General features: G+C 52.4%; 10 protein-coding genes. 4 read left to right on the top strand and 6 right to left on the bottom strand.

The window, feature by feature from the left end; all coding sequences use genetic code 11:
* On the bottom strand, positions 1-2584 hold a 2584-nt coding region (locus tag IXB28_RS10740), incomplete at its 3' end, for a tetratricopeptide repeat protein (protein ID WP_215618581.1).
* A 259-nt stretch (positions 2585-2843) separates the two neighbouring features.
* Between IXB28_RS10740 and IXB28_RS10735 the strand changes: the two genes are divergently transcribed.
* Positions 2844-4229 (top strand): serine/threonine protein kinase, encoded by a 1386-nt coding sequence (locus IXB28_RS10735; protein ID WP_215618580.1) that lies wholly within the window; start codon positions 2844-2846, stop codon positions 4227-4229.
* Between the two features lie 388 nt (positions 4230-4617).
* Entirely contained in the window at positions 4618-6045 is a 1428-nt protein-coding gene (locus IXB28_RS10730) for a serine/threonine protein kinase (RefSeq protein WP_215618579.1), read from the top strand.
* 2 nt (positions 6046-6047) lie between these two features.
* Here the strand turns inward: IXB28_RS10730 and IXB28_RS10725 are convergent, their stop codons facing one another.
* On the bottom strand, positions 6048-7370 hold the full coding sequence (locus tag IXB28_RS10725; RefSeq protein ID WP_215618578.1) for an aromatic ring-hydroxylating dioxygenase subunit alpha: 1323 nt from the start codon (positions 7368-7370) through the stop codon (positions 6048-6050).
* A 373-nt stretch (positions 7371-7743) separates the two neighbouring features.
* On the opposite strand from IXB28_RS10725, the gene IXB28_RS10720 reads away from it, so the two are divergent.
* On the top strand, positions 7744-9135 hold the full coding sequence (locus tag IXB28_RS10720) for a serine/threonine protein kinase (RefSeq protein ID WP_215618577.1): 1392 nt from the start codon (positions 7744-7746) through the stop codon (positions 9133-9135).
* Positions 9136-9474: 339 nt separating this feature from the next.
* Positions 9475-9876, top strand: coding sequence for a DUF1499 domain-containing protein (locus IXB28_RS10715; RefSeq protein WP_215618576.1), 402 nt, complete (start codon positions 9475-9477; stop codon positions 9874-9876).
* A 12-nt stretch (positions 9877-9888) separates the two neighbouring features.
* On the opposite strand, the gene IXB28_RS10710 is transcribed toward IXB28_RS10715, so the two are convergent.
* The 4 genes from IXB28_RS10710 to IXB28_RS10695 form a co-directional block, all read right to left on the bottom strand.
* The gene (locus IXB28_RS10710; RefSeq protein WP_215618575.1) at positions 9889-10980 is read right to left on the bottom strand and encodes a WD40 repeat domain-containing protein; all 1092 of its coding nucleotides are present in this window, start codon (positions 10978-10980) and stop codon (positions 9889-9891) included.
* A 976-nt stretch (positions 10981-11956) separates the two neighbouring features.
* A complete protein-coding gene (locus tag IXB28_RS10705; RefSeq protein WP_215618574.1) occupies positions 11957-13249 on the bottom strand; it encodes a methylglyoxal synthase in 1293 nt (430 codons plus the stop codon).
* 105 nt (positions 13250-13354) lie between these two features.
* Entirely contained in the window at positions 13355-15022 is a 1668-nt protein-coding gene (locus tag IXB28_RS10700) for a glycosyltransferase family 39 protein (RefSeq protein WP_215618573.1), read from the bottom strand.
* A gap of 15 nt (positions 15023-15037) precedes the next feature.
* Positions 15038-16246 (bottom strand): glycosyltransferase, encoded by a 1209-nt coding sequence (locus IXB28_RS10695; protein ID WP_215618572.1) that lies wholly within the window; start codon positions 16244-16246, stop codon positions 15038-15040.
* Positions 16247-16275: the final 29 nt, after the last annotated feature.

Below are 16275 nucleotides of genomic sequence, written 5' to 3'. Positions count from 1 at the left end.
CAATCGCTTTTTGATACGCCTCAATCGCCTCATCGTGACGCTTCAGGCCCCTGTAAGCAATGCCTAAATTGTTGTAAGCCGTCGCATCTTCTGGGTTCAGCTCAATCGCTTTTTGATACGCCTCAATCGCCTCATCGTGACGCTTCAGGCCCCTGTAAGCAATGCCTAAATTGTAGTAAGCCGTCGCATCTTCTGGGTTCAGCTCAATCGCTTTTTGATACGCCTCAATCGCCTCATCGTGACGCTTCAGGTCACTGTAAGCATTGCCTAAATTGTAGTAAGCCATCGCATATTCTGGGTTCAGCTCAATCGCTTTTTGATACGCCTCAATCGCCTCATCGTGACGCTTCAGGTCACTGTATACAGAACCAAGAATATTTAATGAATAATTTTTCTCTCCTTCTAACTCAATCCCTGATAAAACATTTTCAACAGCTTTCTCATTTTGCTTAAGCCCATGCTGAGTTACTCCTAAAGCGATTAAATGAGACCCATTATCAGGATTTAGCTTAACAGCTTTAGCCAGAGCTTTGGCACCTTCCTGTGAAGGTACAGCCTGGCTGTTTCTGACAGAAAACATCCAACCAATTTTCTCAAACGTATTGGCCAGATCTTTTTTCAACCTAACCGCTTCCCCAGGCAACTTTCCCTCCACACTATTACATACCGCCAAGGCCTCCTGATTGCGTCCCTGCCGTTGCAAAAATTGCCCCTGCTTCAACAACAAAATACTGCTAAGTTCAGCCTTATTCTCATCAAACCAGTTCCGCCGTTCCAGCGTCTTTAAATCATCTAAAACGTTGTTCAACGCCTCTTCATCCGTTCCCCCTGCCAGCACCATCCCAAACTGCCCCAGCCGTTTCCTATTTTCTTTCCCCATCGCCGCCCTAAAATACTCCGCCACCTCCAGCAAACCACGGCTCCAACTGCGGTTATACTGCCATCCCTCCACAAATCGCGGCACCACATACCGCCAGCCATTGTTTTCACTTTTCCACAAACGATGGTGCGCCACATCCAATACCAGCTCCGCCATCGCCTCATCTTCCAGCGTTTCCGCCGTATCCGTAATCCCCTGGGTTTTCTCCTCTAGCTGTAGCTCCAACCACGCCAGCGCATTTTCATTCAGCCCCTGCAACCGCTCACTCGTACGCCGCAAATCGCTCAACAAATACCCCTGCAAAAACCGATTGAGCTTTTCATCCAGCCGCAGCTGCTCCACCAAAATAAACGAATACCGCTCCCGCAACGTTTGCAGCCGTTTTTCTAAATCCGTCTCATCCAACATCGCCCGCAATAGCCCCGCATCCGGGCGACGCATCAGCGCCAATGCATAGATCGCCTGTAAATCTTTTTCTTTTTCCTTGGCACTAAAACAGTGCATCAAAAACCGCTCGCTGGTTTCCGTCACCACCCGATCATAGGCAGACACATCAGTGCCCAGGGGCACCTTCTCCACTGGCGCAATAATCTCTTCTAGCGGTTTTCCCTCCCGATACATCACCGCCGCCTGGCGGATCACAAACGGTATCCCCAAACTAAACCGCGTCACCGCATCCGCATCCTGCTCATTCAGCGGTCGATCCGGCACCACCTGGGCAAAATAATCCTGAATTAAATCCAGACCAAACTCACTTAGGGACTTGGCATATAGCTGGGTTTCTGCAAAGTCGCGCTTGTACCCACGAAAATATAAGCTCCCCCGCTGCCCACTATCCGCCAGGTTAGCTCGCCCCGCCACCACCCATTGGGTGCGCCCGCCGCTCTCCTGAATCACTCGCCGCAGCGTGTAGTCACACTCGGGTCGATCCACAATTTCATAGGTGTCAAACAACAGCGTTAGTGGTTTCCGCTCCGCCACCCTGGCAATGCCTTTCCCTAGGGCTTCCGCCAAACGCTCGTCGGGCTGGGCATAGATCTCATATTCCGTTGGCGTTAGCGACTTTTGCACAAACCGCCGCGCCTGGTACAACCCCTCCGCACCCACCTGAAATGTATTATCCAGCGTGGTTTCTAATGTTTTTTGATCGATTGCCCCCGCCCCTGGATACAACCGAATTAATGTGGCCATTCCCTTGGCCCCCAGCTTACTCACCTTGTCCGATAATTCACTGGTCGCCTGGGATGCCTTCATGGCATCCTCCACCTTAGACTCGGTATTTCGCAATGCCTGGATAGTTTTCTCGTAATCCTTCAGGTCATTCCCCCAGCCCGCCTTTACCAATGTGCGATGCAGCACATTCAGCATCGCCTCCGGTTCAATAAAGTCATGGCCCACCTGCAAATCCAGGGTCAGCTTTTGCTCATCCTCCCAGTCTAGAAACAGGGTATTAACCTGGCCCTTAAATTCTTCCGCTACCAGCTTTCGCAACCGTCGCACCAACGACGTTTTGCCCATGCCCCCTGCCCCATAAAACAGCAGGATCGCCGCCCGGTCTTCAGTCTCCGAGGCAGGCTTTAATTTAGCAAACGGCTTTGAAAACGTTGGAAAATGCTTTTTTAACCCTGTGGGCAGTTTCTCTAGCAACATTCTTCGAAACTGCTGCTGCTCCTCGGTTCGAGCTAGAAAAATATCTTCCACCATGGGCAAAGGCTAATGCGGTTTTCCAAATTTAGGGCAATCTGCCCACAGTTTAGCCACAAATCCCCCAAATCAGGCCCCATTGATAAAAAAGTACCCACCCAGGTACCCCAGATGGAGCAAAATACCCCCCACCTTCGTCACCACAACTTGCCCCCTTCCAAATTCCCATCCGGTCAGTGCATCCATAGCCAAAACGTAATACACCCCCATCCACATCAAGACTCAAACCAGCCAGAGCCTATAGATGTATGACCTCTCCATGATCCAGTGGATCTTGAACCACCAATATCGACTGGAAACGCGCCTAAGCAAAAAAGGGGCCAGACACACCTATATCGCCACAGACCTCAACACCGACCAGCCGGTCATCGTCAAAGTACTCCTATTCGGTCCCGAGTTCCAATGGCAAGACCACAAACTCTTCGAACGCGGTGCCGCTTCGCTCCAAACCCTATCCTTTCCCGGCATTCCCCACTACCTCGACTACTTCGATACCCAGCTCGGTAGCTACCAAGGCTTTGCCCAGGTCCAGTCCTACATTCCTGCCAAATCCCTACAAGAACACCTGCAATCGGGCCGCACCTTTAGTGAAAATGAATTGCGCCAGCTAGCCCTCCAGCTCCTAGAAATTCTGGCCTATCTCCACCAGCGTCAGCCCGCCGTCATCCATCGCGATATTAAACCCAGCAACATTTTGCTAGATGACAGAACCGGCAACCATGTGGGCCAGGTACACCTGGTAGACTTCGACTCGGTCAAAACCGGGGCCACCCAGTCCGACTACACCATCACCATTGTGGGCACCTACGGCTACATGCCCCCGGAGCAGTTTAGCGGCCAGGCCAGCCCCGCCTCCGATCTCTATAGCCTGGGGGCCACCCTGATCTATGCCGCCACCGGCAAACACCCCGCCGACCTGCCAAAAAAACATATGGGCATCGAGTTCCAGACCCAGGTCAACCTCAGCCAGCATTTTATTATTTGGCTCAAGCGTTTAACCAACCCCGACCTAGACCATCGCCTCCGGTCCGCCGCCGATGCCATCCAGGCCCTAAATGCCCCCACCCCAGGGCAATCTTTGCCTGTTTTATCCCAGCACTCCATCGATTTTCCCATCCGGCTACCGGCCAAACCCGTGGATAGCAAAATCATGGTTAGCCAAACCGACCATCCCCAAACCCTAGAAATTTTGCTGCCCTCCAGGGACCTGCACCCCACCCTGTTCTGGCTGTTTCTCCTTGTCGGTGCCCCCACCAGCCTAATCGCCATGATGATCTTTTTTGGGGGCATATTTGCCTTTATGAATGGTCGCTTGGGGGTGGGGTTGTTGCTGTCGCTAATTCTGTTGCCCGTGGGGGCAATCGCCGCAGTCACCATACTTCCGGCCATCCTCTCCTTTTCGCAACAGGCCCGCCTACGTATTACCCCACACAACATTACCAAAACCTACGATTTCTTTGGCCTCCGTCAACACCGATCTCGCCGCGTCGCTCTCCAGCTAGTGATGAATAAAACCACCTCCCGCGTCAGCCTCAAAACCTCCACCCATTCCTTTAACCTATCGACCATCACCCTCAAAGAACAAGAATGGCTCGTCCAGGTGCTTAGCAAATGGTTGCAGCTCACCATTAAATACATCCCCTGAGGAAGTCGGAAAAGGCGCACATTCTGTTGATACCGAATCGCCCCATTCACGTGCTTAAATTAGGTCTCAAATCAAGACTGAGTTGACTCGGGTTGAGTCTAGATAGGAATTATTCAGTCTTGTTTTGAGATAGGTAAAAATAAGCCCCAAACAACCAAGGCAAAACCAGGCCCACATCCGAAAACCCGATCACTTTCCCTGTATCTAAACCAAAGAGTTTCCAGTAACGCCTGGCCCCCTGCTCGGATACCAAAACCCCAAAAATCTAAACCAGGCCATTAAGGGCGCAGCTTCTTAATTCCGACTTCCAAATTCCCCCTTCCCACTGATCGCTGCAAACCCTAATCCTGGGTATCCAAAACAAAGAAGCCAGGCCCATGACACCTTAATGAACCAGTGGATCTTAAACGAACGCTATCAGTTGCAAAAGCGCCTTTGCCAAAAGGGGGCCAGACACACTTTTATTGCCAAAGACCTACACACCGATCAGCGCGTCGTCGTCAAAGTGTTGCTGTTTGGCCCCGGCTTCCAATGGCAGGACCATAAGCTATTTGAGCGCGGTGCCGCGGCCCTACAAACCCTGTCCTTTCCGGGCATTCCCCAATACCTCGACTACTTTGATGTGGAGGTAGGTCGCCACAAGGGGTTTGCCCAGGTGCAGTCCTACATTCCGGCAAAATCCCTGCAAGAACATTTGCAGGCGGGCCGCACCTTTAGTGAAGACGACATCCAGCAACTGGCCCTACAGTTGCTGGAAATTTTGGCCTATCTCCACCAGCGCCAGCCCGCCGTCATCCACCGGGATATTAAACCCAGCAACATTCTCCTAGAAGATAGCACCGGCAACCCTGTGGGCCAGGTGTACCTGGTGGATTTCGACTCGGTCAAAACCGGCATTTCCCGGTCCGACTACACCATGACCATTGTGGGCACCTATGGCTATATGCCCCCGGAGCAGTTTAGCGGCAACGCCCGCCCCGCCTCGGATCTTTACAGCCTGGGGGCCACCCTGATCTATGCCGTCAGCGGCAAACATCCCGCCGACCTGCCCCAAAAAGATATGGCCATCGATTTTGCGGACCAGGTTACCCTGAGCAACAACCTGGTGACCTGGCTAAAGTGGATGACCAATCCCAATTTAGACCGTCGTTTGGCCACCGCCGCCCAGGCCATGCAGGCCCTTAAAGAATCCACCCACTGGACGGCACCCTCGGAACCTCGGGTTCAAGCCGCAAAACAACCCGCCAATCTACCAAAACAGACGGCGATCCTTTATCAAGAGCCGGTTCCCACCCTCAGCCCTACCACTAGCCAAATTATTGTTAGACAAACTAATCAGCCCCAGGCCACCGAAATTATATTTCCCGTTAAAAAAATTGATTTAGCCAACATTTCAAACGCCCCCGGCGGCCTGCTTATACTGTTGCTACTCTTGGCCTTCTTGCTGCTAACCCTTGGCATGGAGTTTATCTTCCTGATCTTTTTTTTCCTGTTCTCGCCCCTGGGGTGGTTGGCCGCCATCCTCCTGATCGCCATTCTGGGCAAGCCGAACAGCCTAATGCAGCGGAAGTTATGCATCGAAGCGAACTTCATTACAGAAACTCGCCTGTTTAACCAAACCCGTCGCTACTATGCCCCCCGCAAATCGTTGCAGCTGTTGAGCGATCAGCGGCGGTCGTATGTAAGTTTAAGAACACCTAACCACACCTTTGAGCTACCCACCGAAACCCAGGCGGACCGAGAATGGCTGTTGCAAACCCTAAGTCAGCAGCTCCAAATACCTGTTCAGGAACATTCTACGCTTTGGGGCCTTTAATTCTATTTTCGGTCGGCATGGATATAATCCACAAAAACAAACTTAGGCTCTAGCCAAAACCGTAGCCCCGCCGCCCCGCCCAACCCCAGGGTGCCCAACCCCAATAACAACAACCCTGGCCATAGGCGCGCCCCATCCGGCAACACCGCCACCACCATCAAGCAAACCACAAACCACCCCGACAAGCCCCACTGCAACCGCCGAATATTGGTCAGCGCCCCTCGACAGCTCTGGCAATGCTGCGTGTGCTGATGATACCGATCCAGCATTTGCCGGTGGTCCTGGGTCTCGGTGGGGCCTGCGCGTTCCCAAAAAGGTTGGCCTGGCAGGTAGCGATCGCACCATTTGCGAAACTCAATCACAAACCGATCCGCCGTAGCAGGCAATTTATAAGCCGTTTTCCAATTCTGAGGTTGTTGTTTTAGCCGTTGTTCCTGCTGGTGCAACAACACCATATCCCCATCCAACACCTGGTTGCGCATGGTCACATGGGGCCACCAGCGCGGCATCAACCGATGTATCCGTTGGGCAAAATTGCGCGGAAACTGAGCCACAATTCGGCATCTCCCTGGCACCGTCGGCACACAGTAGGTCACCAGCCCCACTTTTTTTCCCGTATCGCCAAAGGTCATCGCATACTCTACCCGGCAGGGGGGCTCAAACGTTAAATGGCTGGTAAACCGTCCCTTCGTTTCCGATTCGATCCGCTCCATCGTAGATTGCAAAATCTCCATCAACAACGGTGCGGCATTGGCCCGATCTCCCTGCACCCCATGGTGGGCAAAGGATACATGGCTGGGGTCAACAACATTTTCCACCAGCGTTTGCCAGTCATAGGCCAGGTCCCGCCCATAGGAATCCCACACAAACCCCTTACTGGCATCAATCTGGGGCGACAGGGGCAATGGCGTTTGCGCCGCCAGATCTGCACTGGCGGCATCGGGCCAAACCCATAGCAAATCATTCTCGGTTTGGGTGGGTAATGCGGTGGCGCACAGTTGCGATCGCTGCTCCGGTGCAAAGTCCGGTTTGGCCTGGGGCACCGATTGACACACCCCTTCGCCATCAAACTGCCAACCGTGGTAGCTACACATCAAATGGCTCGTTTGTTCATCCACCCGACCTTCGCTCAGGGGCGCCAGCCGATGGGGGCACTGATCCAAAAACACCCGATAGGTTTCCCAATGGCGCGGCTTCCAAATCACCATGGCTATCCCCAGCACCGTCACCGCCGTCGGATGCTCGGGCCGCAGATCGACCACCGGCGAAACCGGGTACCAATGGTGAAAAAAATTGAAGGTTTTTGTAGATGCAGCATCAACCATAAACGTTTCCCACTGCGTGCTACCGAATTGTATCGTCGCCCAGAAAATTAACCCGTTTCGGCGAAAAAGCGTAATACTCCCTATGTATTTAAACGCACAGTTTTAGGAAACGCCTCGGTTCTCCAGAGCTTTTGCGCCACACTGTTCGCACAGGAAATTGTAGTATTTGCTAGAAAGATCCACCCTAAGGGACAACTAGGTGTCATACCAGCTCCAAATTTAGTAAACCTGGTTAAAAAACGCCCCTTCGCTTTATAAAGCCATTTAGAAAATTAGCCCGCTGCCACGGAAAACCCCAGGCTTTGTGTGTAATTACAGTCTTGGGTACCCTGGACCATCCGGGCTTATCCTTGGAAAATAGGGCGTATGGCGAATGAACCAGCAGATCTTAAATAACCGATATCAACTGCAGACGCGCCTGAGCAAAAAAGGGGCCAGACACACCTACATTGCCAAAGACCTCACCACCCATCAGCCGGTAATCGTTAAAGTATTGCTATTTGGCCCCGAGTTCCAATGGCAGGACCACAAGCTGTTCGAGCGGGGGGCCGCCTCCCTCAAAACCCTATCCTTTCCCGGCATTCCCCAATACCTCGACTACTTCGACACCGAGCTAGACAACCACAAAGGCTTTGCCCAGGTGCAGTCCTACATTCCCGCCAAGTCCCTGCAAGAACAGCTACAGGCGGGCCGCAGCTTTAGCGAAGACGACCTCCACCAGCTAGCCCTACAGCTGCTCAAAATTCTGGACTATCTGCACCAGCGCCAGCCCACCGTCATCCACCGAGACATTAAACCCAGCAATGTGTTGCTCAGCGATCGCACCGGCAACCACGTGGGCCAGGTGTACCTAGTCGACTTCGACTCCGTCCAAACCGGGGCCACCCAATCGGACCACACCATGACCATCGTCGGCACCTACGGCTACATGCCCCCAGAACAATTTGGCGGCCATGCCAGCCCCGCCTCCGACCTCTATAGCCTTGGGGCTACCCTGATCTATGCCGCCACCGGCAAACATCCCGCCGACCTCCCCCAAAAAGACATGCGGCTGGAGTTTGCCTCCCAGGTCAGCCTGAACCAAAACCTGACTAACTGGCTCACCTGGCTGACCAATCCCAATCTCGACCGTCGGCCCAGTTCCGCCACCCAAGCCCTAGAAACACTAGAAAACCCAGGCCAGCTAGTTCCCCAGGCCAGTGCCGCAATCCAACTCCCCGGCAGACCGGCCAACAGCAACATCATGGTCAGCCAAACCGATCACCCCAAAACCCTAGAGGTCCTTATTCCCCCCAAGGGATTACCCCCCGGTCTTCTGTTGTTATTTATTCTCGTGGGCACCCCCATCAGCGTCCAAACCTTCAAAATAATTCTGATGATATTCGCCGCATTTCTCAGCGGCAACCTTATCGACGGGCTTATCCTTTTAGTTGGCCTGCCTGCGATCGCTGTCGTCATTAGCATTGTGATTTTGCCCTTTGCCCGGCGGCTCTTACAACAAACCAAACTACACATCGACCCCGACACCATCACCGCCACCTACAAATTTATCGGCACCCGCCACCGCAGCGCTTCCCGTTCCGACGTTCAGCTCATCAGCAAACAAACCCCAAAGTCCGCCACAAGAACCTTCACAGAATCCACCATCACCATCAAAACCGCCACCCACACCTTCACCCTCCCCGCCGCCACCCAAACAGAACGAGACTGGCTAATCCATACCCTGAGCCAATGGCTGCAAGTTCCCATCGAACATATCAAGTAGAAAAAGCAGGAGCTGCTAGAGAAGGCGGAAGGCGGAAGGCACTCCTTTATGGCTTCCAAATGCAGTGGTTAGCGAGCTACATTCCAATTCTTCAGCCGCAAATATTCGCTCAAAAGTATCAATTCAGGAAAATATCACCTCAATAAAATTAATCTCAAACTAAGATTAATAATCTTATATCAAGACTCATTAAAATACAGATAGTCTTAGTTTGAGACGAACAGTCTTGGTGAAGTAATTCAACACATCCAAACCTGAACCACAAAAGGTACCCCATCGCCAAATTTGTACCCCCGCCAAATTAAACGATATGATCACCCCATACTAACGGGTGTACATATGGCTCTCTTCTCTTTCTCAGGTACACGTCCCAACAACCTAGGTGTCACCGACGGTCAGCTGCTAGCCTGTCCCGGCACCCCCAACTGTGTCAGCACCCAAGCCGATAGCGGCGACAAAGAACACTACATCGCCCCCCTGACCACCGATAAGTCTCCCGCCGATGCGATCGCACACCTAAAAACCATCATCGAAGGCATGGAACGCTCCACCATTATCGAAAGCACCGACACCTACCTCTATGCCGAATTTTCCAGCAAGCTTATGGGCTTTGTGGACGACATTGAGTTCTATGCCACGGCTGGGACAGTGCAAATGCGCGCCGCCGCCCGCCTAGGCAAGTCCGACCTGGGGGTAAACCGCAAACGCATGGAAGCCATTCGCACCCAGTTTCAAGCCTAGTAGTGCATTGATCTAATCGCGCTCCCACAGCTTGATGCCACCATCAGTACTAGCAGAGACCAGAGTATTGCCATCCGGGCTAAAGTCTAAACTGGCAACTTGACTCTCATGGCCAGTTAATGTGGCAAGTTCGTTGCCATTGCGGTTCCATAACTTAATCGTATTATCGGTGCTACTAGAGGCAATAAGATTGCCATCGGGGCTGAATCTAACGACCAAAACAGTGCCCCCATGGCCAGTTAGCGTGGCAAGTTCAGTGCCATTTGTGCTCCATAGTTTGATGGTCTTGTCTTTACCACTAGAAGCTATCGTAGTCCCATCAGGGCTAAAACTTACACTGCCAACCCAATCTTCATGTCCGTTAAATGTGGCTAATTCTGTGCCGTTTATATTCCACAGCTTGACGGTTTTATCCTTGCTAGCAGAGACAAGCGTATTCCCGTCAGGACTGAAACTTACTTCGGATACCCAATCTTGATGGCCGGTTAATGTGGCAAGTTCAGTGCCATTTGTGCTCCATAGTTTTATTCCATCTCTCCCGGCAGAGGCGAGAGTATTCCCGTCAGGGCTAAAACTGACGCTATAAATTGTTCCCTGATGTCCAGACAGGGTAGAGAGATTATTACCGTTGGTATCCCATAATTTAATGGTCATGTCGCTGCTGCTACCGGAAGCAATAATATTGCCATCAGGGCTAAAACTCACACTAAAAACCGCTCCTCTATGGTCGGATCCCAGAGGACTTTTAGCAATTTCGTTTCCCCGCAGATCCCATAGTCGAATGCGGCCAACGCTATCACCAAAGGCAATAGTTTTCCCATCAGGGCTAAAAGCAATGCTGCGAATAAGACTGCCAAAACTGCCAACGTAGAAGCTATTCCGTTCCCTAAATGTAGCTGAGGAGTTAGAGGTAAAGTCCTTTTTGCTAGATTTACCTACATCATTTTTGCCTACCGGCTGTTCGCCAATTTTTCCGGTTTGGACTATTTCCTGGTTGAGCGTGCTCTCTACTTGAGTTAGGGCTATTTGTTTATTTTGTGAGTGCTGTGCTTCTTTCTGAGTCAAACTGCCGCAGCCCATCATCGTTAATGAAATTATGGCCACTGTAGCGATATCGCCCAGCGAGCCCCCTACCTTTAGACTCAACAATAAGGTCGAAAATTGTGGGGTACCCATAACTCGCCTGCAAAGATGTACAGCTTATTTATGCACAATCATGGGAGAGAACAAACACAAGAGCACTACTAATAATCTCACCAGCACAACCAATCTCATATTGAGATTAAGCAAAAACAACTCAAGACTTAAGTCAAGGCTGCTTATCTTATTTTGAGACTTGATTTCTAGTCAAGATCACTTCTTTAGCGCGTCACATCCAACTTTATTTAAAGACTCCATTAGACCATATACCTAGCAACCGTTATCTCAGATACGACGTACAACACAGTGAGAACGTACATTGAGACTGCTGCAAGATCTCAGTCATCCAGGAATTAGTCTAAAAAACAAATCTCTACAATAAGGCTAACCTCTTACCAACAGCAGAATGCATCGAGCCATTGCGGAGCAGGCACCCCCAGGTCCTTCACCGAATATTGGACAGTCAGCATCAGCACAGACCTGTAATGCTCTTTGATCGATATCGAAAAGCTGTATATGTTTGTCAACATCGCTAGCTAAGCCGCGCAGCCTAGATAAGCTGTCATTGCCAATCAATCAATGGGCCATCTCAGCCTTTCTTGGACCCGAGAATCAAAACAGGGACCAAGCAGCCAGCTTTGGCTCCAACCAAAACTTGAATCACAGCCTTGAAAATAATGGTTTTAATTTCTTCTCTATTCATAGCCTTGTTGTGTCTTTAATCAGATTCCAGGCATGTCTATTTTTGAGACATAGTGTTATTTATTTAAGACCAACCTTAAGGTTTTCAGTCTTAGGGTGAGACGAAATATTAGGGGTGTGATCGCACCTCCCCTTGCCTGTTCTCAAGTAAATATTAATGAGTATCATTATCAGACTTAAAAGAAGATAGCGAGTCTTTTATTGAGACGAAAGTATTTAAGGAATTTAGCCTTTTGCCCTACTGCTGCATCAGCGGCGAAAAGATGGTCAATCCCCCTGGAACACATTCAAACTCAATCGGGTTAGCATCCCATAGCTCCCCATCCACCACCAGTTTCTGGGGCGGATCTGTCTTCACCTTCAGCCGTTTGGTGCGCAAACACACAATGTCTTCCCGCTCAAACTGAGACTTCACCAGGGCCGAGGTAAACAGGCTGGCCATCATATTCATCCCCTGTAGCCGGGTTTGGGGCACCGCAATGGTGACTTCTAGCAGGCCATCGTTGGGAATCACATCGCCAAATCCCTGGGCCATCACCGATGTGGGCGGTGCGGCATTGGCCACGGTAACGGCCACCGCCACATCGTCTATGGTCTGGCCATCGATTTCAATCTGCACTTGAAAAGACTCTTGAGTGAAAAACTGTTGTGCCCCGGAAAGTAGGTAGGCCAAGGCCCCCAGCTGATTTTTTAGTTCTCGGTTGGCGTTTTCTACGACCTCGGCTTCAAACCCCATGCCGGCCAACAGAATCATGGGAATTTTGTTGCAATAGGCGGCATCCACCACGCGGGTATGGCCAGCGGCAATGGCTTCACAGGCCTGTTGCAAATCGGTGGGAATGCCCATGGCCACGGCAAAGGCGTTGGCGGTACCGCGCGGAATCACCCCCAGGGGAATGCCGGTTTCCATGGTGGCCCCTGCGATCGCAGATACGGTGCCATCGCCACCGGAGGCAATGATAAAACCGGGTTCAGCCGTGGTTTGGTTTGCCTGGATGGTTGCGATCGCCCCCTTTGCCTGGGCAATCACATCCACATCGGCCTCGGTAAAAATCGTGTGCAGATTCACCTGGGGTACCAAAATCTGACGGATCAGCGCCAGATCGCGATCGGGATTTCCCTGCCCCGCCACCGGGTTAAAAATCAAATAGGCATCCCGGCGTTTTGCCACCGCTTCAATCGCCAGCTGCGCCGTAATCATATTGGTGGCCAACAGCACATTGTGCAGCGTACACACCCGCAACAGGGCCCGAATATCTGGTTCGTTGGGGTTAACGCTCACCGGGTCCAATAAAAAAATCACCCCGGTCACATCGCCAGAGACCACCCGCGCCGCTATTTGCAATTCGCCCCCCTGGCTGCCAGGGGCCAGTCGTTCCACCGACAGCCCTGTCACCGTGGCAATCAGCTGCCCCGTATTTTCCGTGGCAATCAGGTGATAGCGCGACAACACATGCTGATAATTGGTTGCCAGGGCCACCATGTCGTTCTTCTTGGTGTCATGGGCAATTAGCGCAAGGCAGTCTGGCATAGCTGTGGAAAAAATAACGGGTTTTCAAAGGATAGCGGGCCTTCGCTGACCATGTTACCGACATCCCTAAAGGGCTGGCCCCACTCCGGTCAAAATCCCCCTGGCCTACTTTTCATAAACCGCCAGGCTAAATCTATCCAATTGCATCGTCCCCACTAATTCCTGACGGTTGGCCAGGGTATATCCAGCCCCCAAACGGGCCTCAATATCCTGCCGAATCTGTTCTGCCTCATCTGCCTTTGGCGCTTTCCACACCGGTCGCATGGCTTCTAGCCAAAGCACCTGGTCATACTCCGCCGTGGCTAAGGCGTCGTTTAACGCATCGGGCAGCATCGCCGGGTCGGTGGCCAACAACTTCACAGGCGTCTCGGCAGGGAAGTAATACACTAGCCGCAACACATGCCCCCAGGCCTTAGAATTCATCGCAATCAGCGTTGACTCGGCTGGGGTGGCCGTGGCCGCAATCTGTTGAAACACTTGCCGCTGCCGCAGGGCCATATCCGCCCCATTTAAACCGAGATAAACCGCCAGCAGCGTAGCAATCGCAAACATTTGCCAACGGTGTGGCAAATGCACAATCCAGGCGGTAATCAACAACAACAACCCTGGCAAAATAAACATTCCCGTACGGCCAAAGCCCCAGGCCAGGGTAGATTGACCCGAGAGAATGTCGAATCCCAACATCAGCAATAGGGGCAAACACCCCAAACTCAGTACCACCAGCAATAGCGACATGGACCGATGGCGCAATAAATGCCATAGCTGCCCAATCATTAGCGCCAGACCTAGACTCACCAAAACACCCACGCCCAACACGAATGCGGTTGGCAACCCTGTGGCCCAGTCGCCCACTGCCAGCTGAATGCCCAACACCTCGAGGATGCCCTGGATATGTTGCACCATGGTTTCGAGCCAGCTACTGTTGTTAGCAAACCGTTGTAGATCCACATTTCTCAGCTGTTGGGGCACCCCCCAATAGATCCAGGGGCTGGCCAAACCGACGGCACCCAAGCCACAGAGGCCGTAGTGCCACCAGCGCTGTCGGTCTTGAATTAAAAACACAACCCCCAAGGCAACAAAGGCAAGGGCAGAGAGATAATAGGTTAAAATCCCGGCGGCCATGGCCAGGGTCAACAGCACATACCACCCCAGACGACGCCCTGGCCGTTGGTAGCACAGTTGCACACCGGCCCAACCGGCCAGGGTGACCCACAGCACCGTTGGGCAATACATGCGCACATTGAGGGAATGAAACCAAAAAAATGGATTTAAACCCAACAGGGCCGCAAACACCAGGCCGCCCCGCTGATTAAACAGGGCTTTGCCCATGCCGTAGGCCCCAAAAATGGCCCCCAAACTCAGCAATAGGTTCAGGCTCCGTAGGGCGATGGCCTGGTTGTTGGTGACCAGCAGCCATAGATATTGGCATAAAAAGAACAGGGGTGGATGGGGTTCTCTTCCCACCAGGCCCTGGAAGAGGGGTTTAATGCCCTTGAGGATGTCACTAACGCTGTCCAATGGGGGGAGCTGTAGCAAGGGGCTATAGTTTGCGAGGGCAATGGGGACACCGGCAGGATCGCCATAGCTGATGCGCTGGGTGGTGGATAGCAATAGGGACAGCACTTCGTCGTACCATAGCTCTCGGCCGTCAATATAAACGACGCGGAGCAAACAGGCGATCGCAATGGCGGCGAGTAAAATCCAGTCCAGTTTCCCCCCATTGGCTGACGGGCGAGTTGGGGATGTGGCTAACTTGCTGGGGCGCTGGGACACTAGATCGCTGCTTTTTTACTTCTTTTTTACTTGGGTTACCCGCCAGTTTAGCTTTAGATTTAGCCAAAAGTTCCAGGCCGTAACGAGGGCGATCGCAATTAGGTTTGCCGCATATCGATACTGCTGTCCAAACACGACGTTAAACAACAAATTTAGCAACAGCACATTTAATGCCAAACCCAACAAACAAACCGCATTAAACTTCAAAAACCGCTTCAGCCTTGCCCCCATCCCCTGCTGCGATTTTGCAATGTCGCCAAAGGTCCAGGCATCATTCCACAAAAAGTTGTTCAGGATAGCCACTTCCCCGGCAACAAGTTTGCTACGGGTGAGGCCCCAGGCCAAGGTGGTGGGGTCGCTCAGTAAATACAGCATCGCCATATCCACAAATACACCGCTCAACCCCACCAGGCCAAACCGTAGAAACCGCCCCAGGGGAAACCGTTGGGCCATGCGGGCAATTTTGCCATCCACCCGCAGCCGCACCAAATGGCCTAAATATTCCACGTACTGCCGCCAGGTCACTTTACTTTCCCCCACTTCCCGTTCCTGAAACACATAGCCCACCTCGGCAATGGTTTTCACCCGTCCTCGGCCCAGCACCTCTAGCAAAATCTTGTACCCCAGCGGATTTAAGATCGGCCCGGCAATGGCCTGGCGACGCACCATAAAATAACCGCTCATGGGATCGGTGACTCGACCCACCACCCCCGGTAAAATCAACAGGCCCAACGTTTGTGCCCCCCGCGACAACAGCCGCCGCGCTAGGCTCCAGTCGCTGACGCCCCCCCCCGATACATGGCGACTGGCGACGGCCAAATCCGCGCCATTGAGTATCTGGTCTATCATCTGCACCAGTGTCTCCGGCGGATGCTGCAAATCGGCATCGATCACCGCCAAAATTTCCCCCCGTGCCACCTGCCAGCCGCGAATCACCGCTGACGATAGGCCCCGCTCCTGCTGTCGCCGCATCACCTGTAGGTGGGGATGGGCCAGCCCTTGGGCCACTTGCCAGGTGCCATCGGGGCTGTTGTCGTCCACTAAAATGAGTTCGTACTGCTCGGGTAAGCGCCGGTTTAGCAAGGTTGTCAGCTGGGCTACCAAGTTGCCAATATTGTTGCGTTCGTTGTAGGTGGGAATTACCAAAGAGAACAACAAACTGTGATGGGGGGCAATCTGGAGCGGCCCCTGGGGCGCTCTGACCAACTCGGTAGTGTATGTCATAGAGGCAGGATTTGGGATGCCGCCCAAGG

Source organism: Leptothoe kymatousa TAU-MAC 1615, from assembly GCF_018739865.1.
Lineage (GTDB): Bacteria > Cyanobacteriota > Cyanobacteriia > Phormidesmidales > Phormidesmidaceae > Leptothoe > Leptothoe kymatousa.
Note: the sequence above shows the minus strand (reverse complement) of the source record. Positions and strands in the feature narration are given on the sequence as shown.